This window comes from Acidovorax sp. LjRoot204 (assembly GCF_056175785.1).
Genome location: NZ_JBGFFF010000010.1, coordinates 15,396 through 37,209, shown reverse-complemented (window position 1 = coordinate 37,209; position 21,814 = coordinate 15,396). Strand labels below are relative to the sequence as shown.

Sequence of the window (21,814 nt, the reverse complement as noted above, 5' to 3'; positions counted from 1 at the left end):
GGGTCCCGCCATTCCAACGGAGACAAGACACCATGCAATTCCATTCCCTCGCTAAATCCTTGGCGCTTGCCGCCGCGCTGCTGGCCGCCCTCGCCGCCCCCGTCTCGGCCCAAGTCAAGGAACACACCTTCAAGGTCGGCATTGGCCTGAGCGACGACCACCCGCAGGCCCAGGCCGTGCGCCACTTTGCCGAGCGCCTGCAGGCCAAGAGCGGCGGCAAGATGAACGCCAAGCTGTTCGCCAGCGGCGCCCTGGGCAACGACGTGAGCATGACCTCGGCCCTGCGCGGCGGCACGCTAGAGATGACGATTCCCGATTCGTCCACGCTGATGTCGCTGATCAAGCCCTTTGGCGTGCTGAACCTGCCGCTCACCTTCAACACAGAGGCAGAAGCCGACGCCTTGCTCGACGGCCCCTTCGGCCAGAAGCTGCTGGCCATGCTGCCCGACAAAGGCCTGATCGGCCTGGGCTTCTGGGAAAACGGCTTCCGCCATGTGACCAACTCGCGCCGACCCATCAACACGGCCGACGATCTGGCGGGCCTGAAGCTGCGCGTGATCCAGAGCCCCCTGTTCCTGGACACCTTCAACGCGCTGGGCACCAACGCCACGCCCATGCCGTTCACCGAGCTGTACACCGCCATGGAACAAAAGGCCGTCGACGGCCAGGAGAACCCGCCCGCCACCATCCTGGCCAGCAAGTTCTATGAAGTGCAAAAGCACCTGGTGCTGTCGCGCCACATGTACAGCGCCTGGGTGCTGCTCATTTCCAAGAAGACGTGGGACGGCCTCTCGGCCGACGAACGCAAGATCGTGCAGGAGGCTGCCCGCGAGGCCACGGTGTTCGAGCGCAAGACCATCCGCGCCTTCAGCGAAACCGCCCTGGGCGAGCTGAAGAAAGCCGGCATGCAGATCACCGAGCTGCCCGCCGCCGAGCAGGCCAAGCTGCGCACCAAGCTGCAGCCCGTGCTGGCCAAGTACGGCAAGGAGTTTGGTGAAGAAACCACCAGCGAAATGATGGGCGAGCTGGCCAAGGCGCGGGGCAGCAAGTAAGCGCTTGGTTCGTTCCACAGGGCGCAGCTTCTGGCTACGCCCAGCCCCCCCCTTTTGTGACGCCCCGACCCCATGACCCAAACACCCCGCCGCCCCTTCCGCTCCCGCGAATGGTTTGCCGCGCCCGAGCGCTCGGACATGACCGCGCTGTATCTGGAGCGGTTCATGAACTACGGGCTCACGCCCGAAGAGCTGCGCTCGGGCCGGCCCATCATCGGCATTGCGCAGACGGGCAGCGACCTGTCGCCCTGCAACCGCATCCACCTGGACCTGGCGCGCCGCGTGCGCGACGGCATCCGCGATGCGGGCGGGATTCCGATGGAGTTCCCCGTCCACCCCATCTTTGAAAACTGCCGCCGCCCCACGGCCGCGCTGGACCGCAACCTGGCCTATCTGGGGCTGGTGGAGATCCTGTACGGCTACCCCATCGATGCCGTGGTGCTGACCACGGGCTGCGACAAAACCACGCCTGCAGGCATCATGGCCGCGTCCACCGTGGACATCCCGGCCATCGTGCTCTCGGGCGGGCCGATGCTGGACGGCTGGCACGAAGGGCAGCTGGTGGGCTCGGGCACCGTGATCTGGCGCAGCCGCCGCCAGCTCGCGGCGGGCGAGATTGATGAGGAAGAATTCTTGCAGCGCGCCTGCAACAGCGCGCCCTCGGCCGGGCACTGCAACACCATGGGCACGGCATCGACCATGAACGCCGTGGCCGAGGCGCTGGGCCTGTCGCTGCCGGGCTGCTCGGCCATTCCAGCGCCCTACCGCGAGCGCGGCCAGATGGCCTACGAGACCGGGCGTCGCATCGTGGAAATGGCGTATGAAGACCTCCGCCCCTCGCGCATCCTGACGCGCGAGAGCTTTCTGAACGCGCTCTCGGTGGTCAGCGTGGCCGGCGGCAGTAGCAACGCGCAGGTGCACATCATGGCCATGGCGCGCCACGCGGGCGTGCAGCTGGACGCGCAAGACTGGACCAACCACGCCTACGACCTGCCCCTGCTGCTGAACATGCAGCCTGCGGGCCAGTTTCTGGGCGAGCGCTTCTTCCGCGCAGGCGGTGTGCCCGCGCTGATGTGGGAGCTGCAGCAGGCGGGCAAGCTACATGCCGACTGCGCCAGCGTGACCGGCAAGACGGTGGGCGAGAACCTGCAAGGCCGCGAGACCCACGACCGTGATGTGATCCGCCCCTTCAGCAACCCGCTCATGCACAAGGCGGGGTTCATGGTGCTCAGCGGCAACCTGTTCGACTTCGGGATCATGAAAACCTCGGTGATCTCCGAAGCCTTTCGCCAGCGCTACCTCAGCCAGCCGGGCGCGGAAGGCATCTTTGAAGCCCGTGCTGTGGTGTTTGAAGGTGCGGACGACTACCACGCCCGCATCAACGACCCGGCACTGAACATCGACGAAGGCTGCATCCTGGTGATGCGCGGCGCGGGCCCCATCGGCTGGCCGGGCTCGGCCGAAGTGGTGAACATGCAGCCGCCCGATGCGCTGATCCGGCGTGGCATCAACACCCTGCCCACGCTGGGCGACGGACGCCAGTCGGGCACGGCAGACAGCCCTTCCATCCTCAACGCATCGCCCGAGAGCGCCGTGGGCGGGGGCCTGTCCTGGCTGCAAAGCGGCGACACCATCCGCATCGACCTGAACACCGGTCGCTGCGAGGCGCTGGTCGCCCCCGAGGAAATCGCGCGCCGACAACGCGACCTGCCCGCCCCACCCGTGCCCGCGAGCCAGTCGCCCTGGGAGGCGCTGTACCGCGAGAAAACAGGGCAATTGGCCGATGGCGCCACGCTGGACTTTGCGCTGGAATTTCAGCGCATCTCCGAAAAGACGCCACGCCACAACCACTGACAACGAGCGGGTAGGCCACTGGCGCCTTCCCGGACTTTTCGAAGGACTCTCCATGAACAACATGACGGCAGCGGCAGTTGCCGAACGGGCCCGTGCGCCCCAGGCCGCATTGCAAGTGCTTCCCGACGATGGCGTGCAGGGCACGCTGGTGGGCCGTGTGTGGGCCCCCCAAGGTGCTGTGCCCGGCCCGGCGGTGGTGGCACTGCGGCCCGAAGGTGTGTTYGACCTCAGCGCGCACTACCCCACCATGAGCACGCTGCTCGACACACTGGCGCCCGCCGAGGCAGTGCGTGCAGCCAGCGGCCAATACCTGTGCAGCGTGGACGACCTGCTGGCCAACAGCCTGCCCGGCACACGCGACACCACGCGCCCCTGGCTGCTAGCCCCTTGCGACCTGCAGGTGGTGAAGGCCGCAGGCGTGACATTTGCGGCCAGCCTCATCGAGCGCGTGATCGAAGAGCAGGCGCGCGGCGACGCCACCCGCGCGCAGGGCCTGCGCACCCAGGTCATCGGCCTGATCGGCCAGAACCTGGCGGACATCCGCCCGGGCTCGCCCGAGGCCATGCGCCTGAAAGCGCTGTTGCAAGACAAAGGCCTGTGGTCGCAATACCTGGAGGTGGGCATTGGCCCCGATGCCGAGGTGTTCACCAAGGCGCCGGTGCTGGCCTCGGTGGGCTGCGGCGACGACATCGGCATCCGCTCCGACTCGGCCTGGAACAACCCCGAGCCCGAGGTGGTGCTGGCGGTGAACAGCCGGGGCCAGATCGTGGGCGCCACGCTGGGCAACGACGTGAACCTGCGCGACATCGAGGGCCGCAGCGCCCTGCTGCTGGGCAAGGCCAAGGACAACAACGCGTCGTGCGCCCTGGGCCCATTCATCCGCCTGTTTGACGGCAGCTTCGGGCTGGAGCAGGTGCGCAATGAAACCGTGCACCTGCGTGTAGCTGGCGCGGACGGCTTTGAGCTGCGCGGCATCAACACCATGGCCAGCATCAGCCGCGACCCCACCGACTTGGTGGCACAGACCCTGGCCGCGCACCAGTACCCGGACGGGTTCGTGCTGTTCATGGGCACGCTGTTCGCCCCCATCGAAGACCGCGACCAGCCGGGCGGCGGCTTCACCCACCACCTGGGCGACCTGGTGTCCATCCAGAGCGCCTGGCTGGGTGGGCTGCACAACCGCGTGGCGCACAGCGAGGCCGCGCCGCCCTGGCGCTTTGGCCTGCGCGCCTTCATGGCCAACCTGGCGCAGCGCGGGCTGCTGCAGGGCACAGCGCTCTGAGTCAAAAGAAAACAGGAGACAACCCCATGCTCAATGCCTTCATCGACCGCTGCTGCCGCTGGATCAACCTGCTCATTGCCCTGGCGCTGGCCGCGATGGTGGTGATGGTGTTTGGCAACGTGGTGCTGCGCTACGCGTTCAACTCCGGCATCGCCATCAGCGAGGAGGTGTCGCGCTGGCTGTTTGTGTGGATCACCTTCCTGGGCGCCATCGTGGCGGTGCGAGAGCGGGGCCACCTGGGCACGGACTTTCTGCTGGCGCGCCTGCCGCCGCTGGGCCAGCGCATCTGCCTCGCCATCAGCTACGCGCTGATGATCTGGTGCACCTGGCTGCTCTTCAGCGGCGCGCTGGCGCAGGCGCGCATCAACTGGGATGTGGATGCGCCGGTCACCGGCGCATCCATGGCCATCTTCTATGCGTCGGGTGTGGTGTTTGCCGTGGCGGCGGGCCTGCTGCTGGCGCTGGACCTGTGGCGCATCGTGTCGGGGCAGATGCCCGACAACGAGCTGCTGCACATCGCCGAATCCGAAGAACTGGCCGCCGTGGGCAGCCAGTTGCCGCACACAGCCCCCGCGCCCACGGCCTCACGCCAGTGAGCCCCACACCGCAATGACCTGGAGCGCTCTTTCATGACCGTTTTTATCTTCCTCGGCTCCCTGCTGGCCGCCATGGCCATCGGCGTGCCGATTGCGTACGCGTTGCTCGTGTCCGGCGCGGCCCTGATGTGGCACCTGGACCTGTTCGACGCGCAGATCCTGGCGCAGAACGTGATCAACGGGGCCGACAGCTTTCCGCTGCTGGCCGTGCCCTTTTTTATGCTGGCGGGCGAGATCATGAACGTGGGTGGGCTGTCGCAGCGCATCGTCAAGCTCGCGCTCACGCTGGTGGGGCACAAGCGGGGCGGGCTGGGGTTCGTTGCCATCCTGGCGGCCTGCATGCTGGCGGCGCTGTCGGGCTCGGCCGTGGCCGACACGGCGGCACTGGCGGCCCTGCTGCTGCCCATGATGGTGAAGGCCGGGCACGACAAGGCACGAGCGGGCGGGCTCATCGCTTCAGCGGGCATCATCGCGCCGGTCATTCCGCCCTCCATCGGCTTCGTGGTGTTTGGCGTGGCGGCCAACGTGTCGATCAGCAAGCTGTTCCTGGCCGGCATCGTGCCGGGRCTGCTGATGGGAGTGGCGATTGCCATCACCTGGTACTGGGTCTCCCAGCGCGAAAACGTCACGCCACCGCCCAAGGCATCCACCGCCGAAAAGCTGCAGGCGCTCAGGGAATCGACCTGGGCACTGTTCCTGCCGGTGATCGTGATCGTGGGCTTGAAGATGGGCGTGTTCACCCCCACCGAGGCGGCGGCCGTTGCTGCCGTGTACGCCCTGCTGGTGGCCACGCTGGTCTACCGCGAGCTGCACTGGCGCCAGCTGGCCGATGTGTTCATCAGTGCCGCCAAGACCACCGCCGTGATCATGTTCCTGGTGGCGGCCGCCATGGTCAGCGCCTGGCTCATCACCGTGGCGGATATCCCGCGTCAGCTGGTGAGCCTGCTCAAGCCCTTGATGGAACACCCCACGCTGCTGCTCATCGCCATCATGGTGCTGGTGATGGCCGTGGGCACCGCCATGGACATGACGCCCACCATCCTCATCCTCACGCCCGTGCTGATGCCGGTGGTGAAGGCGGCAGGCATCGACCCGGTCTACTTCGGCGTGCTGTTCATCATCAACAACGCCATCGGGCTCATSACCCCGCCAGTCGGTACCGTGCTGAATGTGGTGGCGGGCGTGGGCAAGATGCGCATGGATGACGTGACGCGGGGCGTCATTCCGTTCATGGTGGCCCAGTTCGCGGTGATGTTCCTGATGGTGCTGTTCCCGTCCCTCGTGCTGGTGCCGATGCGGTGGTTTGCGGGGTGAATCTGAGGATTTGAAGCAAAAGATGCTGCAAGCGCTAGTGGATATTGCGCTGGCAGCTATCAAATCAGGAGTCATTCACTCCCGAGCACTGTTCAGTTCGCCACCGTGAACCGCTTTTGCACATGGCGTGGCGTCTCCAGTTCGTCGGCCATCGCCACCGCCAGGTCGGCCACGCTGATGCTGCCAGGCTGGTCGCCGTTCATCAGCGGGGCCTCGTCGCCCAGGCGGTATTGGCCAGTGCGCTCGCCGGGCTGCAGCAGGATGGGGGGCGAGAGGAAGGTCCAGTCCAGCGTGTTTTCGGTGCGGATCCAGTTCAGCGCCTCGCGCGCGGCCAGGGCGCCCTGCTTCCATTCGGCGGGAAACTGGGGCGTGTCCACCAGTTGCACACCGGGCGCCACAAACAGGCTGCCCGCGCCGCCCACCACCAGCAGCCGGCGCACACCGGCCGCCTTGGTGCCGTCGATGATGGCGCGCGTGCCTTTGAGGAACTGGTCGTGGATGTCTGGCACCGTCCAGCCGGGGTTGTAGGCGCTCACCACCGCGTCGTGGCCTGCAACGGCCTTGGCCACCTGGGTGGCGTCCTGCGCGTCTGCGGCGACCACGGTCAGACCTTCGCGGGCCGTGAGCTTTGCGGGATTGCGGGCCAGCACGGTCACGCGGTGGCCGCGTTGCAGCAGTTCGTTCAGCACGGCCGAGCCGACAAAGCCGGTGGCACCAATCAGGGCGATGTTCATATCGATGTCCTTGGGGTCAAAGTTGTGATGTAGTGAGAATAGGAGCTTGTCAAAACAGGCGGTAGATGGCTAAAACCGCCTTATCTTTGAAGCTGTACTTCACAATCGAACACATGGAAGACCTCAAACGCATGGCTGTTTTCGCCGCCGTGGTGCAGCACGGCTCGATGAGCGGCGCCGCGCGCGCCCTGGGCATGAGCACTTCGGCGGTGAGCCAGCAGGTGCGCAAGCTCGAAAGCGACGGCGGCGTGACGCTGCTGCACCGCTCCACGCGCAAGTTAGCGCTCACCGAGGCGGGCCAGCGTTACCACGCGCGCTGCGCTGCCATGTGGGCGGCGGCGGAGCAAGCGCGCGCCGAGCTGGCCGCCTCCCGCGATGCGCCCAGTGGCGAATTGCGGATGTCGGCCACCGTGGGTTTTGCGCGGCACATCGCACCCGCCCTGGGTGAACTGCTGGCCGCGCACCCGGCGCTGCGCCTGCGGCTGCTGGTGGACGACTCCACCATCGACCTCATCAACGCCCGCATCGACCTGGCCGTGCGCTACGGGCGCCTGGCGGATTCGACCTGGGCGGCCCGGCGCCTGGGGGGCATGAGTTGGTACCTGTGCGCATCACCCGAATGGGTGGCCGCACACGGCGTGCCCCAGCACCCGGATGCGCTGCTGTCTCATAGCTGGCTGGGCTTTGCGCGGGAGGGGGGTGGGTTGCTCGTCGACCTGCGCAGTCCCAGCGGCGAGCCGCGCGCACTGCGGGTGGAGCCGCGCATTGCCAGCAACAACCAGCTCTCGATCCAGCAGATGTGCGAGGCCGGGCTGGGCCTGGCGTTGGTGGGCAGCATGGATTCGCACGAAGCACTGCAGGCCGGGCGGCTGGTGCGCCTGCTGCCCGACTGGTCGTTTGGCACGCTGGACATCTGGGCCGTCACGCCCCAACGCGATGCCCAGCCCGCCAAGGTGCGCCAGTCGATTGCGGCACTGCATGCCTACCTGCGGCAGGTGCCCGGGATTTCGGACTGAGAGCGGCCAACAAAACGCTTCTGGCGTCGTTGCCGCGTCTTGTCGTACTGCTCGCACTGCCTGCGACGCAGCGCCTGGCCAGAACCGCTACGCTGGGTTTTGTGAGCCGCTCCGAGCCTTGCTCGTCGGCACCCATCGATTTTTTATCGCACGGACCCACAAATTCCATCGTTGTGTGGGCGCCGTGCTCTGCCTACAGTTGCGGCTCCCTGGCCAGGGTTTGTTTGATGGATTGACCCCACCACCCACCGGAGACCCGACATGACGACCAACCCGTCACTGATCTTCCCCATCGACCGCGTGCTGACCGCCTTCGAGCAGCAGGACGTGCCCACACTGCTGGCCACCATTGCCGACGATGTGGACTTCCGCATCGACCACTACCGCGATGACGCCGATACCCGTTGGCAAATCGCCCGCAACAAGGCCGAGGCGATGGCCGTGGTGCAGCGCCTGGGGGTGGAGGTGTTCCCGCGCGGCACGGAGATCCTGCACACCCACAGCCAGCCGCTGGGCAATGACTGGGTGCTCACACACTTTCACCAGCGCTTCTTTTATGCGGTACAACAGCGCGAGGTGGAATCCGTGACCTGGATCACCAGCCATTCGCAGAACGGCCAGGTGGACTATTTCCGCGAGACCGTCACCACCATCACCCCGGTCTGACAACCCGATCCAAGAAAGGCCCTGCCACCATGCTGTTTGACCTGCGCGCCCTGGGCTACTTTGTAGCGGCCTATGAAGAGCGCTCGGTCACGGCCGCCTCGCGCCGCTGCTTTGTGGCGCAGCCGTCCATCAGCATGGCCATCAAGGGGCTGGAGGATGCGCTCGAAACCACCCTTTTCGAGCGCAGCCGCCAGGGACTGGCGCCTACGCCCGCCGCGCATCGGCTGTACCCCCGCGCCTGCAGCCTGCTGGCCCAGTCCAGCGCCATGGTGCGCGACTTTCGCGATGCACCACGTGAAACGCTGGGCATCTTCCTGCAGGACGACCTGATGGTGCAGCAGGCCACGCCCCTGTTCGCACACATCGCGCAGGAGCTGCCCCACACCATGGTGCGGCTCACCGCCAGCGCGCAAGAGGCGCGGCTGCGCATGGTGGCCGAGCACTGCAAGCCGCCGGGCGACACCTTTGTGCCGCTGTGGCACGAGCCCTATGTGATGCTGGTGCCCGAGCAGCACCCGCTGCGCTTCAAGAAGCGCTTTGGCCTGGCAGACATTGAAAACCTGCCCCTCATCGAGTGGCCCTATTGCCTGCTGCACCAGTCCTTCATCCGTCTGCTGGCCGAGCGGGGGATTGCGCTGCAGGTGCAGGCCAGTGCTGCGCGCGAGGAGCTGCTGCTGCACATGGTGGACGCGGGCATGGGCTTGGCCGTGGTGCCGCAGTCGCATGCAGCCCAGGCGCGCCGCGCGCTCACCCGCCCGCTGGACGGGCCCCTGGCCTTCTCGCGCCACATCGGCCTGGCCTGCGACGCGTCGGACGCGCCCCTGCTCGGTCTGCTGCACCGCCTGGCGGACGGCATGAAGGCCACCGCAGCCCAGCCCGAGCCCACGCAGCGCAGCAATGTGGTCTGATCCCCTGCCCCATCCACCCCTCAGGCCACCCCCATGATTCTGGAAATTGCCCACCTCACCATCCGCCCCGGCCAGAACAGCGCGTTTGAACAGGCGTTTGCCCAGGCGCAGCGCATCATTGCCTCCATGCCCGGCTACCTGTCCCATGAGCTGGGGCATTGCATGGAGCGGCCACAGGACTATGTGCTGCTGGTGCGCTGGGCCACCCTGGCCGACCACGAGGTGGGTTTCCGCCAGTCCACCCAGTACCAGGAGTGGAAAGGGCTGCTGCACCATTTTTACGATCCGTTCCCCACCGTTGTGCACTTTGAGCCRGTCACGCCGGACAGGGTGTGACGGCGCCGCCACGCACGGATGCTGCAGCGCACTATTCGGGTATTGCCTGAAGATTTAGCGCACTGCGCGTGCCGTTTGGGTCCTAGAATTTGTAAAAGCGCGTATCTTCGTATCTTCATTACCGCGCGAAGGATCCAACATGAAAGCCATCCAGCAGGACATCGACGAGCGGACCAACCTCACCAGCACCAACAAGTTCGAGCTGCTGCTGTTTCGCCTGGGCATCGACAGCGCCTTGGGCAAGTCCGAGCTGTTCGGCATCAATGTCTTCAAGATCCGCGAGATCGTGGCCATGCCCAGCATCACGCCGATTGCGGGCACCACGGCCCATTCGCTCGGGGTGGTGAACCTGCGCGGACAGGTGATTCCGGTGCTGGACCTGCCCTCCATCGTGGGTTGCAAGCCACAGACGGGCCTGAACATCATGCTGGTGACAGAGTACGCACGCACCACCCAGGCGTTTGCGGTCGAGTCGGTGGAAGACATCGTGCGCCTGGACTGGAAACAGGTGCTGTCGGCGGAAACCAGCGGCGCTGCTGGCAAGCTGGTGACCAGCATTGCCCGTCTGGACGGCAACACCGACGAGTCCCGCCTCGCGCAGGTGCTGGACGTGGAAGCCATCCTGCAGATGATCTCGCCCTCTGACGGTCACGAGGTCACAGAGGAAAAGGTGGGCGCCAAGCTCAAGCTCAAGCCTGGTTGCATCATCCTGGCGGCGGACGACTCGTTCGTGGCCCGCTCTCTCATCGAGCAAGAGCTCAAGGTGCTCAACGCGCCGTATGAAATGGTGAAATCCGGCAAGGAGGCCTGGGACCGGCTCAATGCCATCGCCAAAAGTGCCGAGGCCGAGGGCAAGACGGTGCTTGACCGCGTGGCCATGGTGCTGACCGACCTGGAAATGCCGGAGATGGACGGCTTCACGCTGACGCGCAACATCAAGCAGGACGCCCGCTTTCATGGGCTGCCGGTGGTCATCCATTCCTCGCTGTCGGGCTCGGCCAACGAAGACCATGTGCGCAGCGTCGGGGCCGATGGCTATGTGGCCAAGTTTGTGGCGGAAGACCTGGCGGAGACCATCCGCCGCGTACTGCCCAAGTAAACCGGCGCCCTATCCGCTGGAACACAACGGCCTTTCGGGGCCGTTTGTTTTTTGCAGGTCCGACTTTTTGATTGAATCAGTTGATTGCGTCCGTAAAACGTACTCTGATAGCTATCATTTTTGACAATATCAAACAGCGGGCGTGCCCCATATTCACGGGTTGTTACAGCCTCCATCGGCACCTGTGCATGCGCCGAGTCAACCAAAAGCCGTCCCCGCGCGCTAAAGTGATTGGCCCCCTGTGCCAGATCCCTGAAATTTGTAACGCTCCACCGGAGCGCTTTTCATGGGCTTTACGGACAAGGCGGAACGCGCCCACCCGGCCGGAGTCTGATCACCATGACCTACACCATCACCCGCATTCTTTCCGCCACGGTCCTGGGGGCCCTGGTGACGGGGTGTGCCACCGTGCCGGGCGACCCTTATTACGACTCTCCGCGCTACCCGGTGTACGAACAGCCAGGCTACATCTACAGTGCCCCGCCGCCGGTGTACCAGGCGCCGCCTGTGTACCGTGCACCTGGCGTGATCTATTCGGCCCCGCCGCCACCGCCCGCCATCTACTACGGCGGACGTGACCGCGACGACAACCGGTGGGACAACGACCGCAACCGCAATGACTGGCGCGAAAGAGAGCGTGACCGTGACCGCGCTGAGCGCGACCGGGCAGCACGCGAACGCGAACGCCGCGACCAGCAGGCCCGTGAACTGGATCGCCGAGCCCGAGAACAGGACCAGGCCCGCCGGGAGCAGGCCGAACGGGATCGCCGCGCTGCCGAAGACCGCCGCAACCGCGAAAACCGCCCCGGCCGCCTGGCACCCGACAGCTACACCCCGAGTCCGTACGACTGGCGCTCGCGCCAGCAGTCCAACAGCCCGGACAAGCCGTGATGGCCTGGCGCTGACCCCGCTACCCCCACAACTCTCCAGCCACCATGAAGCCACGTACCCACTCCCTCATAGCCGGCCTGTGCGTGGTCTTTCTGGGCGCACTACCTCCATTGGGTGCCCAGGCGCAGGTGGTGCGCTGCACTGACGCTGCCACGGGCAAGGTCACCTACACCGACGGCAAATGCGCCAGCGGCACCACCGTGCGTGAGGTGGAGGCCCGCAAAACTCCGCAGGAGATCCAGCAGGAGCGCGAAGAAGCCGCCGAGGCGCTGGCGCGCAAACAGCAGCGCTTGCAGGCCGAGGCGACCGCCGCCGAGACCGAATCACGGCGCAATACACAACGCGACCAGACCGCTCCTGCCAAAACCACAGACTACGCACGCTCCCCGGAGTGCGCCCGTTCACGGCGCAACCTGGATGTGGTGTTGAGCAGCGTCACCGGCGGCGGCTACGAACAAAACCTGCGGGTGGAGGCGGCGCAGCGGCAGGTCGACCTGGACTGCCTGGGCCCTCAGGGCTATGCGGAGGTGGAGAAGTCCCGCCCCCGGTCAACTAGCACTACGACGCCGGTAGTCGTCGTGCCCCCACCGCATTACCCGGTGCGGCCTACGCCGGTGCAACCGCCGGCGCCCACCCCCAAAAAATTCACGCAGTGCAACGTGTTCCGCTGCTACGACGCCCAGGGCAATAGCTACCCCCGCTGATCTGGCGCCCATGTGGGCAAGGTGAGGAGAGCGCGGATTTCTCCAGCCTCTCAGGCTCGCAACCCCTCGGCCACACTGGGGTAGCGCAACCGCAGACCCAGCTCGCGCAGCATGCGCTGGTTGTCCAGCCGGCGCGATTCGCTCATGAAACTCAGCAGCATCAGCGACAGCTGCTCTTGCGCCGTGCTGCGAGGCACGCGCGGCGGGCGAGGCAGGTCATACAGATCAGCCGCCAGATCAAAGTAGTCGCCCATCTTCATGTGGGTGGAGTCGCTCACGTTGTAGGCGCGCTGCGGGCGCCCCTTCCACACAGCCGCCATGCAGGCGCGCGCCAGGTCTTCGGCATGGATGTGGTTGGTGAACACATCGTCCTCGGCCACCAGCACAGGCGTGCCCCGGCGCAAGCGCGCCTCCGGGGTGCCACCCTCTCGGTCAGGCGCGTAGATGCCGGGAATGCGCAACACGGTGGCCCGCACGCCGGCACGGCCCAAGTGGCGCACGGCGCGCTCGGCATTCACACGGCGCTGGGCGCGAGGTGTGCCGGGGGCCACGGCCCGAGTCTCTGGCACCAGGGCCCCCTGGCAGTCGCCATACACACCGCTGGTGGACGCGTAGGCCAACGACATTGGCAAGCTGCGCAGCCGCAGCGCGCGAGTCAGCGCCACGGTACGGGGGTCGCGCCACCAGGCATCGCCCCCTGCGCCCTCCCCCGGCGGGGGCGCCAGATGCAGCACCCGCGTCGCCAGGCCAGACAGCCTGCGCAAGGTGCCCGCATCGTCCAGATTGCCCACCAGAGGCCGGGCCCCTTGTGCCCGCAGCTCCGCCACCCGCCCAGCGCTGGAGGTCAGTGCCAGCACCTGCATGCGCCCGGCCCCGGGGCCCGTCTGCAGATGGCGCAGCACCCGTTGACCTACATCACCACAGCCCACGATGAGCAGGCGTTCGCGACGAAAGCGCGCTGGCAGCGCGCCGAGGGGGTTCTGGTTTGAGGGCAAAATCGGGTCCGTTTGCTTAGCTAGAGACGACTCCAAGGATACCCACACATGACCAGCGCCGAGGCTGCCACCACCGCAGCGTTTCAGATCACCGTGCAGCCCAGTGGCCGCGCTTTCAGTGCCAATGCGGGCGAAGYCATCCTGGCCGCCGCCATCCGCAGTGGCGTGGGCCTGCCCTACGGCTGCAAGGACGGCGCCTGTGGCTCGTGCAAGTGCAAAAAACTCAGCGGCACCGTGCAGCACGGCGCCCACCAATCCAAGGCCCTCACGGCCGATGAAGAGGCCGCAGGCCTGGTGCTGACCTGCTGCGCACAGCCACTGTCCGACGTGGTGCTCGAATCGCGCCAGGTCACCGACGAAAGCGCCTACCCCGTCAAGAAGATGCCAGTGCGCGTGGCCTCGCTCGAAAAGAAATCAGACGATGTGATGCAGGTGCGCCTGCAGCTGCCTGCCGCAGACACCTTCCGATACCACGCGGGCCAGTACATTGAGTTCATCCTGCGCGACGGCGCCCGACGCGCTTACTCGATGGCCAACGCGCCGCACACCCAGGCAGAGGCACCGGGTGTGGAGCTGCACATTCGACACATGGCCGGCGGCAAGTTCACCGACCATGTGTTTGGGGYGATGAAAGAGAAGGAAATCCTGCGTGTCGAAGGTCCGTTTGGCAGTTTTTTCCTGCGCGAAGACTCCGACAAGCCCATCGTGCTGCTGGCATCCGGCACCGGCTTTGCCCCCATCAAGGCGCTGATCGAGCACCTGCAGTTCAAGGGCATCAGCCGCCCCACCGTGTTGTACTGGGGCGGCCGTCGCCCTGGCGATCTGTACCTGGCCGACTGGGTGCAGGCCCGCGTGGCCGAATTGCCGTGGTTGCGCTACGTTCCGGTCATTTCCAACGCGCTGCCCGAGGACGGCTGGACCGGCCGCACAGGCTTTGTGCACCAGGCGGTGCTGGACGACTTTGCGGATCTCTCAGGTCACCAGGTCTATGCCTGCGGCGCGCCCATCGTGGTCGAGTCCGCCCGTGACGCCTACAGCGCCCAGCGCGGCCTGCCGCCGGAAGAGTTTTTTGCCGACGCATTCACGTCGGAAGCCGACAAACACGGCGGCTGACACGCCCCCGCAAGGCCGATAAAGACACCTGGACCACGACCCATGGTGCGTGCAGCGCCCGCCCCGCCAGCCCCGCAGGGCGCGCCCCGCCGCTGGCATCAAGTCCGGCGCGGAGGCTTCATTGCCACGCTGCTGTGCCTGGCGGCCCTGCTGGTGTGGGGCGCTGGCGAATGGGCCGAGCAAAGCGAACGCGACGCCCAGTGGGACAACCTGCGCCGCCTGGGCGAGGTGCAAGCCCTGGCGCTGCGTGGCGTGGCCACGCGCTACAACTACCTGCCCTTCACGGCCGCGCAGCACCCGCTGGTGCGGCAGCTACTGCAGCGGCCCGCATCACAGGCCGTGCGGGACGCCGCCAACGCCTACCTGCAGGCGGTGAACCAGCACGCGGGCTCCGACATGCTGTACGTGATGGACCCGCAGGGCCTCACCCTCGCGTCCAGCAACTGGGACACCCCCAACAGCTTTGTGCACCAGAACTACGGCAACAGGCCGTACTTTCGCGATGCCCTGGCGGGCCAGACGGGCCGCTTTTATGGCGTGGGTAAGACCACGGGCGAACCCGGCCTGTTTGTCTCGGCCCCCGTGGTCGATGCGGGCCGCGTGATCGGCGTGGTGGCGGTCAAGGTACGCATGGAACCCATCTCGGACCCATGGGCCCAGCTGCGCGATCCAGTGTTCGTGACGGACGAGCGGGGCATCGTCTTTCTCGGCTCCGTGCCCGGCTGGCTCTACCGCACCAGCCAGCCCTTGCCCACCCCACTCGTGCAGCAGCTGCAGCACAACGAACAGTACGGCACAGGATGGACCCCGCGCGCCGTGCCCTGGACCCTGCACCCCCAAAACGACCCGCCCGGTACTGAACTGCGCCTTGACGGCGCTGGCGGCAAAAGCTACCTGGCGTTCGAAGAGAAGCTGCCCGACCTGGGCTGGACCCTCACCGTCACTGCCGACAGCCGCGTGGTGGCCCTGGCGCGGCAACAGGCCTGGGCGCTGGCCACGCTGGCGTCGGGCCTGCTGGTGCTGGGTGCGCTGTACTGGCAATTGCGCGAGCGGCGCCTCGCCGAAAACCGGCTGGCCCGCATCGAACTGGAGCAGCGCGTACAAGAGCGTACCCACGCGCTGCAGCAGGCACAGGCGTTCCGCCAGTCCATGGAGGACTCGCTGCTGGTGGGCATGCGCGCCCGCGACCTCGAAGGGCGCATCGTCTATGTCAACGCGGCCATGTGCGATATGGTGGGCTACCGGGCCGACGAACTCATCGGCCAGCTGCCGCCCTACCCGTACTGGCACCCTGACGAGCTGGACCGCCACTGGAACGACAGCGACACGGTGCTGGCCGGCAACGCGTTTCCGCAGGGGCGGGAGAACCGGCTGAGGCACCGTGACGGGTCGGACGTGTACACGATGTTCTACACCACACGCCTGATCGACGGCAGCGGCCAGCACATCGGCTGGATGAGCTCGGTGGTCAACATCACCGCGCAGAAGCGGGCCGAAGAGCAGCAGCAGCAGCGCGAGACCCAGCTGCAGCGGGTGCAGCGCGTGATCACCGTCGGCGAGATGGCATCCACCCTGGCCCACGAGCTGAACCAGCCGCTGGCCGCCCTGGTCAACTATGCGGCTGCCGCACGGGCGCTGGCCGCCCAGGGCAAGACCGGCCCCCTCCACGACAGCCTGGAGGCCCTGTCGGCCCAGGCGCTGCGGGCCGCCGACATCGTGGGTCGTATCCGCCGCTGGGTGCGCCAGCACCCTGAAAGCCGCGAGCCTTGCGATCTGTCTGCCATCGTGGAGCAGTCGCTGGAGCTGCTCTTGCGCGCCGAGGCTCGCCGCCAGGGGATCCCTGTGCGTGTGGAACAGGCCGGCGCCCCTTTGCCGGTGAACGCAGACCGTGTGCTGCTGGAGCAGGTGGTGATCAACCTGGGCCTGAACGCCCTGCAGGCCATGCAGACCCACCAGCCCCCGCCCGGCGGGCACGAATTGCGGCTGCGCATGGCCGCAGACGATGGCCAAGCGCTGGTGCAAGTGCTGGACCGGGGCCCAGGCCTGCCGCCCGGCATCGCCGAGCGCCTGTTCGAGCCTTTCTTCACCACACGTTCCGACGGTCTCGGCCTGGGTCTCAACATCTGCCGCTCCATCATTGAAAGCATGGGGGGCCAATTACAGGCCCGCAATCGCGAAGGCGGCGGCGCGGTCTTCGAGATCCGCCTGCCATGCCCCCCCGCCAACGAGAATGCCACCGCGCCATGACCTACGACACTGCCCCCATCGCCGCTGACTCGCTGGACCCCACTGCGGTCTACATCGTGGACGACGACGAAGGCGTGCGCCAATCGCTGGCCGCACTGCTGCTGGCACGCGGGTACACGGTGCGAGCATTTGACGGCGGCGAGGCCTTTCTGGCGCAGGCTGCACTGGACCACCCCGGCTGCGTGCTGCTGGACCTGCGCATGGAAGGCTTGAGCGGGCTGCAGGTGTTCCACGAACTCGGCCAGCGCCACAGCGCGCTCAAGACCGTGTTCCTATCGGCCCACGGTGAGCTGTCCTCCGCCGTGGCAGCCGTCAAACAAGGGGCGGTGGACTGGCTCGAAAAACCGTGCAACGAAGCCACTTTGCTGGCCGCTGTCGAAAAGGCCTCCACGCTGTCGCAAACGCAAGCACGGCAGACACAACGGCAGCACCAGCTGCGCGAGCGCTGGAACGCCCTGAGCCCACGCCAGCAAGAGGTGGCCCAGCTGCTGGGCACGGGCCTCAGCAGCAAGGAAGTGGCCCGTGCACTGGCGCAGCGTGACCCGGAGCGCCCCATCGACCCGCGCACCGTGGACACACACCGGTCCGCCATCTTCCTGAAGCTGGACATCCGCTCGTCGCACGAACTGGGCATGCTGGTGGAAGACCTGGGCGTGGCGCTCAGCGCGCCTCGCAAGGCATGAACGTCCCCGCCTGACCATCACCCCCTCAGGGCTTCATAAGCTTTCTTACGATTTTTTTGCACAATGGCGCCCATGAACCGCAGAAACCTCATCCTCCTCGCCACCGCCGCTGCCACTGCAACGGCTTTTTCGTCCCCCGCCGTCTGGGCTCAGGATGCCGGCCAGCCCATCCGCCTGATCGTGCCGTATGCCCCGGGCGGCCCCATCGACGTCACGGCCCGCGCACTGGCCGAGCGCGTGCGCGAATCGCTGGGCACGGTCATCATCGACAACAAGGGCGGCGCGGGCGGCAACATCGGCGCCGACGCGATTGCCAAGGCTGCACCCGATGGCCTGACCATCGGCATCGCGGCCACCGCCACCCACGCAGTCAACCCCTGGCTGTATGCCCGCATGCCCTATGACGCAGGCAAGGACTTTGCCGGCATCACGCAGATGGTGCGCGTGCCCAATGTGCTGGTCATGAACGCCGCCAAGGCCGAGCAGCTCAAGATCCACACCGTGACCGACCTCATCGCCTACGCCAAGGCCAACCCCGCCAAGCTCAACTACGGCAGTGGCGGCAACGGCAGCGCGGGCCACCTGGCGGGCGAGATGTTCAAGCAGCGCGCCGGCATCTACGCGCTGCACATCCCCTACCGGGGCGCCAACCCGGCCCAGCTGGCACTGCTGGCGGGCGAGGTGGACTTCAACATCGACAATCTGGCCGCCGCAGCGCCCAACATCCGCGCGGGCAAGCTCAAGGCGCTGGCCGTGACCTCGCTCGACGCCTCGGCCTCGCTGCCCGGCGTGCCACCGCTGTCCGCGACTTTCAAGGGTTTTTCCATCGACACCTGGTGGGGCCTGGTGGCRCCGGCCGSCACGCCCAAGCCCATCATCGACAAGCTGAACAAGGCTTTTGTGGCGGCACTGAACGCGCCCGAAACGAAGACCCGCTTTGCCGCATTGCTGGCGGAGCCCGTGGCCACCACGCCGCAGCAGTTCGACAGCTTCATGGCCAGCGAGCGTGCCAAGTACCAGCAAGTGGTGAAGGCGTCCGGGGCAAAAGTCGATTGACTCTCTGAGACGCAATCCGCTCGGTGCTGCCGCCTGAGGCGGCACCTCTTCGATGCCGTCCACGCCTGCGCGGGCGGGCTTGCGGCTGCGGCCTCCCAGCCCCCCGAGAGAGACGCCACCCGAAGCCCGGCGGAGCCGGTTCCACGGTGGCACTGGCATTGGACCGCGTCAGTTTCATCTGTCGCACACAAAGCCAATGCAGAGGGGAATATTTTTAAGCCTTTTCAGGCCCTGGCGCTTATCTACAAAGCGCAAAAAGCTCCCAATTTAGGAGCAAATTATTCACCTACCAAAGCGCCCACCCAAGCCGGGCCTTCCAGCTGGTGGATGTCCTGAGACGCTACGGCCTGCAACACCGACGCATCCACCCGCCCAGGCACCAGATCGGCCAGGGGGCGCAGCACGAACGCGCGCTCCGCCATGCGGGGGTGGGGCACGGTGAGGGTGGGGGTGTCGATCACTTGGTCGCCAAACCACAGAATGTCGAGGTCCAGCGTGCGCGGCGCGTTGCGGTAGGGGCGCTCGCGGCCGGCAGATAGCTCGATGGCTTGCAGGGCACCCAGCAGGGCCTCAGGTGCCAGGGTCGTTGTCAGCTCGGCCACGGCATTGAGGTAGTCCGGGCCACCGGCATCGACCGGTGCGCTGCCATAGAGCGGCGACACGCGCAGGACCCGCGTGCCGGGCAATTGACCCATGGCCGCCAAAGCCTTGCGCAAGGCGGCTTGCCGCTCTCCCAGATTGGCCCCCAGGCCCACATAGACCCGAGAGGGCCGCTCAGCCTGCTCCCCCACGTCCAGCAAACTCACTCGCCAGCCGCAGCAGGTGCTGCACCTTCGCCGCCACCACCACCGGGCTTGCGGCGACGACGGCGGCGCTTCTTGGGCGCGCCACTTTCGGCAGCCCATTCGGTCTCGCCGCCCGCATGGTCAGTGTCTTGGACGGTGCCAGGGGCACGAGGTGCTGCAGCAGGTGCACTGCGAGGCACACGCTTGACCACAGGCTGCGCTTTCTGGCGGGCCTTCTGCTCTTCCTTGGCCTGGTCCATCAGGTCGTCGCGGCGCTCATCGTCCGCCGCCTGGAAGTCTTGCCACCACTCGGCCAGGGCTTCCTCGACTTCGCCCACATCGGCGCGCAGGCGCATGAAGTCGAACCCGGCGCGAAAGCGCGGCTGCATGACCATGCCGAACGGCGTGTTGCCCACGCGCTTTTCAAACCGCGGCTGCATCACCCAGATCTCACGCATGTCGGCGGCCAGCTTGCCGCGGCCCGACACGTCGCCAATGCGTTTGTCGAACACCTCGTCGATGGCCTCTTGCAGCGCGGGCAGCGGGTGTTTGCGCTGGTTCAGGCGCTCCTGCCAGCCATTGCGCACGTCKKCCCACAGCACGCAGGCCAGMARGAAGCTSGGSGCCACGGGCTTGCCTTCGYYSACGCGGCGGTCGGTGTCCWSCAGSGCCGCYTTSACRAASGGYKKGTCGGCSCGCTCCACSRCCACGTCSAGCAGCGGRTAGATGCCCTTGGMSAKGCCCAGCTTGCGCAGCTGCTCGAYGGTGGCRATGGCGTGSCCRGTCTGCAGCAGCTTGAGCATTTCGTCRAACAKGCGGCTTTGSGGSACSTCGGCCAGCAGGGCCTGCGACTSSACCAGCGGCGCGGCCGWCTTGGCWTCSATSYTGAAGCCCAGCGSSSYGAGCTTGGCCGMRAARCGSAYGGCGCGGATGATGCGCACCGGGTCTTCGCGGTAGCGCGTGGCSGGRTCGCCRATCATGCGCAGCGTCTTCTTCTTCGCGTCCTGCAAACCCTTGTGGTAGTCCACCACGATCTGGCTGACCGGGTCGTAGTACATGGCGTTCACGGTGAAATCGCGGCGCGTCGCGTCTTCGTCCTGTGGGCCCCAGACGTTGTCGCGCAGCACGCGGCCGCTGGCGTCCACGGCATGCTGCATGCCCGACAGCTGCGCCTTGCTGGTCTTTTCGTTGCCAGCCACCTGACCCGCTGCGGCATTGTCGAGGTAGGCCCGGAAGGTGGAGACCTCGATCACCTCGTGCTCGCGGCCCCGGCCGTGCACCACATGCACGATGCGAAAGCGCTTGCCGATGATGAAGGCGCGGCGAAACAGGCCCTTGACCTGTTCAGGCGTGGCGTTGGTGGCCACGTCGAAGTCCTTGGGGCGCAGGCCCAGCAGCAGGTCGCGCACAGCGCCACCCACGATGTAGGCCTCGAAGCCGGCGTCTTTGAGCGTCTGCACCACCTCGGCGGCGCGGCGGTCCACCAGCTCGGGGTTGATGCCGTGCACGCTGGCGGGCACCTCTTCGCGCTTGCCGAAATGGGGCTTGCCGCCGGAGGTCCCGGGCGTCGATTTGCCCAGCAGTTTGTCGATGAACTTCTTGATCATGGGTAGGGAGATATCAGGGGACTGCGAGCGCAGGGGGTCAGGAGGCCGTCTGGCTGGCAGGCTCGGCAAACAGGTCCAGTATGCGCCAGCCGCGCTCCTGGGCCAGGGCGCGCAGGCGCGGGTCGGGGTTGGTGGCGACCGGGTGGTTCACCTTATCCAGCAGGGGCACGTCGTTCATGGAGTCGCTGTAGAAGGTGCTCTCCACGTCGGCCCAGCTGAGCTGCCGCTCGGCCAGCCATTGTTCCATGCGGCGCACCTTGCCTTCGCGCATGGTCGGGATACCGTCAATCTCGCCGGTGTACCAGCCGCTGGCGTCGCGCACCAGCTGCACGGCCAGCAGTTGCGGCACCCCCAGCGCCTGGGCGATGGGGGTGGTCACGAACTCGTTGGTGGCAGTGACGATCACCACCTCGTCGCCCGCCGCCTGGTGCTGGCGGATCAGGTCGAGCGCCTGGGGCTGGATGGCGGGGGTGATGACCTCGCGCATGAACTGCTGGTGCGCCGCCGCTGCGGCCTCGGGCCCGCGCAGGCGCACGGCCTCGGTCGCAAAACGCACGTAGTCGTGTACATCGAGCGTTCCCGCCTGGTAGTGGGCATAGAACTCGTCGTTGCGGCGCGCGAACTCCACCGGGTCGTTCCAGCCGATGCGGATGGTGAACTCGCCCCACTCGTAGTCAGAGTCGAGCGGCAGCAGCGTGTGGTCCAGGTCAAACAGCGCCAAGCGAAGGCGGCTTCTTTGCATTTCAATCATTCAATAAGTTACGCTGCGCGAGCGGTTGCAAAAACTGTCGCTGCCCAAACCCAGCGGCCGCCGCGCAAGGGCCGCCCCGCCGCGCTGGCGGCGTCCTCCTTCCCGCGGTGCTCAGCACAGCGAGA

The 21,814-nt window shown here is 66.7% G+C and carries 21 protein-coding genes; 16 read left to right on the top strand and 5 right to left on the bottom strand.

What is annotated here, in order from left to right:
* Nucleotides 1-32 precede the first annotated feature (32 nt).
* The 5 genes from AC04MI_RS03890 to AC04MI_RS03870 all read left to right on the top strand — a co-directional run bounded on the left by AC04MI_RS03890 (nucleotide 33) and on the right by AC04MI_RS03870 (nucleotide 6,098).
* Nucleotides 33-1,052, top strand: coding sequence for a TRAP transporter substrate-binding protein (locus AC04MI_RS03890; RefSeq protein WP_436077779.1), 1,020 nt, complete (start codon nucleotides 33-35; stop codon nucleotides 1,050-1,052).
* Between the two features lie 72 nt (nucleotides 1,053-1,124).
* Entirely contained in the window at nucleotides 1,125-2,906 is a 1,782-nt protein-coding gene (locus tag AC04MI_RS03885; protein WP_121942250.1) for an IlvD/Edd family dehydratase, read from the top strand.
* A gap of 52 nt (nucleotides 2,907-2,958) precedes the next feature.
* The gene (locus tag AC04MI_RS03880; RefSeq protein ID WP_436074688.1) at nucleotides 2,959-4,188 is read left to right on the top strand and encodes a fumarylacetoacetate hydrolase family protein; all 1,230 of its coding nucleotides are present in this window, start codon (nucleotides 2,959-2,961) and stop codon (nucleotides 4,186-4,188) included.
* 26 nt (nucleotides 4,189-4,214) lie between these two features.
* Nucleotides 4,215-4,784 (top strand): TRAP transporter small permease, encoded by a 570-nt coding sequence (locus AC04MI_RS03875; RefSeq protein WP_436074687.1) that lies wholly within the window; start codon nucleotides 4,215-4,217, stop codon nucleotides 4,782-4,784.
* Between the two features lie 33 nt (nucleotides 4,785-4,817).
* Nucleotides 4,818-6,098, top strand: coding sequence for a TRAP transporter large permease subunit (locus AC04MI_RS03870; protein WP_476497128.1), 1,281 nt, complete (start codon nucleotides 4,818-4,820; stop codon nucleotides 6,096-6,098).
* Between the two features lie 92 nt (nucleotides 6,099-6,190).
* On the opposite strand, the gene AC04MI_RS03865 is transcribed toward AC04MI_RS03870, so the two are convergent.
* Nucleotides 6,191-6,832, bottom strand: a complete 642-nt coding sequence (locus AC04MI_RS03865) for an NAD(P)-dependent oxidoreductase (protein WP_108499080.1) — start codon at nucleotides 6,830-6,832, stop codon at nucleotides 6,191-6,193.
* A 113-nt stretch (nucleotides 6,833-6,945) separates the two neighbouring features.
* On the opposite strand from AC04MI_RS03865, the gene AC04MI_RS03860 reads away from it, so the two are divergent.
* The 7 genes from AC04MI_RS03860 to AC04MI_RS03830 all read left to right on the top strand — a co-directional run bounded on the left by AC04MI_RS03860 (nucleotide 6,946) and on the right by AC04MI_RS03830 (nucleotide 12,452).
* Complete coding sequence (locus tag AC04MI_RS03860) at nucleotides 6,946-7,848, top strand: LysR family transcriptional regulator (RefSeq protein ID WP_121942246.1); 903 nt, start codon at nucleotides 6,946-6,948, stop codon at nucleotides 7,846-7,848.
* A gap of 261 nt (nucleotides 7,849-8,109) precedes the next feature.
* Nucleotides 8,110-8,514: a hypothetical protein gene (locus tag AC04MI_RS03855; protein ID WP_436074684.1), complete on the top strand. Its 405-nt coding sequence runs from the start codon at nucleotides 8,110-8,112 to the stop codon at nucleotides 8,512-8,514.
* Between the two features lie 29 nt (nucleotides 8,515-8,543).
* A complete protein-coding gene (locus tag AC04MI_RS03850; protein WP_436077777.1) occupies nucleotides 8,544-9,422 on the top strand; it encodes a LysR family transcriptional regulator in 879 nt (292 codons plus the stop codon).
* Nucleotides 9,423-9,455: 33 nt separating this feature from the next.
* Nucleotides 9,456-9,758 carry an antibiotic biosynthesis monooxygenase family protein gene (locus AC04MI_RS03845; RefSeq protein ID WP_099730949.1) on the top strand — a complete coding sequence of 101 codons (303 nt, stop codon included), beginning with the start codon at nucleotides 9,456-9,458 and terminating at the stop codon, nucleotides 9,756-9,758.
* Between the two features lie 139 nt (nucleotides 9,759-9,897).
* Nucleotides 9,898-10,857 (top strand): chemotaxis protein, encoded by a 960-nt coding sequence (locus AC04MI_RS03840; protein ID WP_015015359.1) that lies wholly within the window; start codon nucleotides 9,898-9,900, stop codon nucleotides 10,855-10,857.
* Between the two features lie 339 nt (nucleotides 10,858-11,196).
* Nucleotides 11,197-11,748 carry a hypothetical protein gene (locus tag AC04MI_RS03835; protein WP_056066726.1) on the top strand — a complete coding sequence of 184 codons (552 nt, stop codon included), beginning with the start codon at nucleotides 11,197-11,199 and terminating at the stop codon, nucleotides 11,746-11,748.
* Nucleotides 11,749-11,792: 44 nt separating this feature from the next.
* A complete protein-coding gene (locus AC04MI_RS03830) occupies nucleotides 11,793-12,452 on the top strand; it encodes a DUF4124 domain-containing protein (protein ID WP_436077776.1) in 660 nt (219 codons plus the stop codon).
* A gap of 50 nt (nucleotides 12,453-12,502) precedes the next feature.
* Here the strand turns inward: AC04MI_RS03830 and AC04MI_RS03825 are convergent, their stop codons facing one another.
* Complete coding sequence (locus tag AC04MI_RS03825; protein WP_288852416.1) at nucleotides 12,503-13,447, bottom strand: NAD-dependent epimerase/dehydratase family protein; 945 nt, start codon at nucleotides 13,445-13,447, stop codon at nucleotides 12,503-12,505.
* A gap of 48 nt (nucleotides 13,448-13,495) precedes the next feature.
* Here AC04MI_RS03825 and AC04MI_RS03820 point away from each other — a divergent pair, with 48 nt between their 5' ends.
* The 4 genes from AC04MI_RS03820 (at nucleotide 13,496) to AC04MI_RS03805 (ending at nucleotide 18,546) form a co-directional block, all read left to right on the top strand.
* Complete coding sequence (locus AC04MI_RS03820; protein WP_476497126.1) at nucleotides 13,496-14,560, top strand: CDP-6-deoxy-delta-3,4-glucoseen reductase; 1,065 nt, start codon at nucleotides 13,496-13,498, stop codon at nucleotides 14,558-14,560.
* Between the two features lie 42 nt (nucleotides 14,561-14,602).
* Nucleotides 14,603-16,807 carry an ATP-binding protein gene (locus AC04MI_RS03815; protein WP_395453268.1) on the top strand — a complete coding sequence of 735 codons (2,205 nt, stop codon included), beginning with the start codon at nucleotides 14,603-14,605 and terminating at the stop codon, nucleotides 16,805-16,807.
* The gene (locus AC04MI_RS03810; protein WP_395453266.1) at nucleotides 16,804-17,490 is read left to right on the top strand and encodes a response regulator transcription factor; all 687 of its coding nucleotides are present in this window, start codon (nucleotides 16,804-16,806) and stop codon (nucleotides 17,488-17,490) included. Before AC04MI_RS03815 ends, AC04MI_RS03810 begins: the two co-directional genes overlap by 4 nt.
* Before the next feature lie 72 nt (nucleotides 17,491-17,562).
* The gene (locus tag AC04MI_RS03805) at nucleotides 17,563-18,546 is read left to right on the top strand and encodes a Bug family tripartite tricarboxylate transporter substrate binding protein (RefSeq protein ID WP_476497124.1); all 984 of its coding nucleotides are present in this window, start codon (nucleotides 17,563-17,565) and stop codon (nucleotides 18,544-18,546) included.
* 278 nt (nucleotides 18,547-18,824) lie between these two features.
* Here the strand turns inward: AC04MI_RS03805 and folK are convergent, their stop codons facing one another.
* From folK to AC04MI_RS03790, 3 genes are read right to left on the bottom strand one after another with little or no spacing between them, the layout of a single operon-like run.
* Nucleotides 18,825-19,352 (bottom strand): 2-amino-4-hydroxy-6-hydroxymethyldihydropteridine diphosphokinase, encoded by a 528-nt coding sequence (gene folK / locus AC04MI_RS03800; protein ID WP_288853346.1) that lies wholly within the window; start codon nucleotides 19,350-19,352, stop codon nucleotides 18,825-18,827.
* Nucleotides 19,349-20,938: a polynucleotide adenylyltransferase PcnB gene (gene pcnB / locus AC04MI_RS03795; RefSeq protein ID WP_476497123.1), complete on the bottom strand. Its 1,590-nt coding sequence runs from the start codon at nucleotides 20,936-20,938 to the stop codon at nucleotides 19,349-19,351. The genes folK and pcnB overlap by 4 nt, the downstream gene beginning before the upstream one ends.
* A gap of 37 nt (nucleotides 20,939-20,975) precedes the next feature.
* Nucleotides 20,976-21,680, bottom strand: coding sequence for a histidinol-phosphatase (locus AC04MI_RS03790; protein WP_436077774.1), 705 nt, complete (start codon nucleotides 21,678-21,680; stop codon nucleotides 20,976-20,978).
* Between the last annotated feature and the right edge of the window lie 134 nt (nucleotides 21,681-21,814).

What these genes read in the sequence shown, in the direction of transcription:
- AC04MI_RS03815 (WP_395453268.1), top strand. Translation starts at nt 14,603, where the DNA reads ATGGTGCGTGCAGCGCCCGCCCCGCCAGCCCCGCAGGGCGCGCCCCGC.
- AC04MI_RS03875 (WP_436074687.1), top strand. Translation starts at nt 4,215, where the DNA reads ATGCTCAATGCCTTCATCGACCGCTGCTGCCGCTGGATCAACCTGCTC.
- AC04MI_RS03865 (WP_108499080.1), bottom strand. Translation starts at nt 6,832, where the DNA reads ATGAACATCGCCCTGATTGGTGCCACCGGCTTTGTCGGCTCGGCCGTG.
- AC04MI_RS03890 (WP_436077779.1), top strand. Translation starts at nt 33, where the DNA reads ATGCAATTCCATTCCCTCGCTAAATCCTTGGCGCTTGCCGCCGCGCTG.
- AC04MI_RS03855 (WP_436074684.1), top strand. Translation starts at nt 8,110, where the DNA reads ATGACGACCAACCCGTCACTGATCTTCCCCATCGACCGCGTGCTGACC.
- AC04MI_RS03850 (WP_436077777.1), top strand. Translation starts at nt 8,544, where the DNA reads ATGCTGTTTGACCTGCGCGCCCTGGGCTACTTTGTAGCGGCCTATGAA.
- AC04MI_RS03810 (WP_395453266.1), top strand. Translation starts at nt 16,804, where the DNA reads ATGACCTACGACACTGCCCCCATCGCCGCTGACTCGCTGGACCCCACT.
- AC04MI_RS03860 (WP_121942246.1), top strand. Translation starts at nt 6,946, where the DNA reads ATGGAAGACCTCAAACGCATGGCTGTTTTCGCCGCCGTGGTGCAGCAC.
- AC04MI_RS03830 (WP_436077776.1), top strand. Translation starts at nt 11,793, where the DNA reads ATGAAGCCACGTACCCACTCCCTCATAGCCGGCCTGTGCGTGGTCTTT.
- AC04MI_RS03885 (WP_121942250.1), top strand. Translation starts at nt 1,125, where the DNA reads ATGACCCAAACACCCCGCCGCCCCTTCCGCTCCCGCGAATGGTTTGCC.
- AC04MI_RS03790 (WP_436077774.1), bottom strand. Translation starts at nt 21,680, where the DNA reads ATGCAAAGAAGCCGCCTTCGCTTGGCGCTGTTTGACCTGGACCACACG.
- AC04MI_RS03835 (WP_056066726.1), top strand. Translation starts at nt 11,197, where the DNA reads ATGACCTACACCATCACCCGCATTCTTTCCGCCACGGTCCTGGGGGCC.
- AC04MI_RS03840 (WP_015015359.1), top strand. Translation starts at nt 9,898, where the DNA reads ATGAAAGCCATCCAGCAGGACATCGACGAGCGGACCAACCTCACCAGC.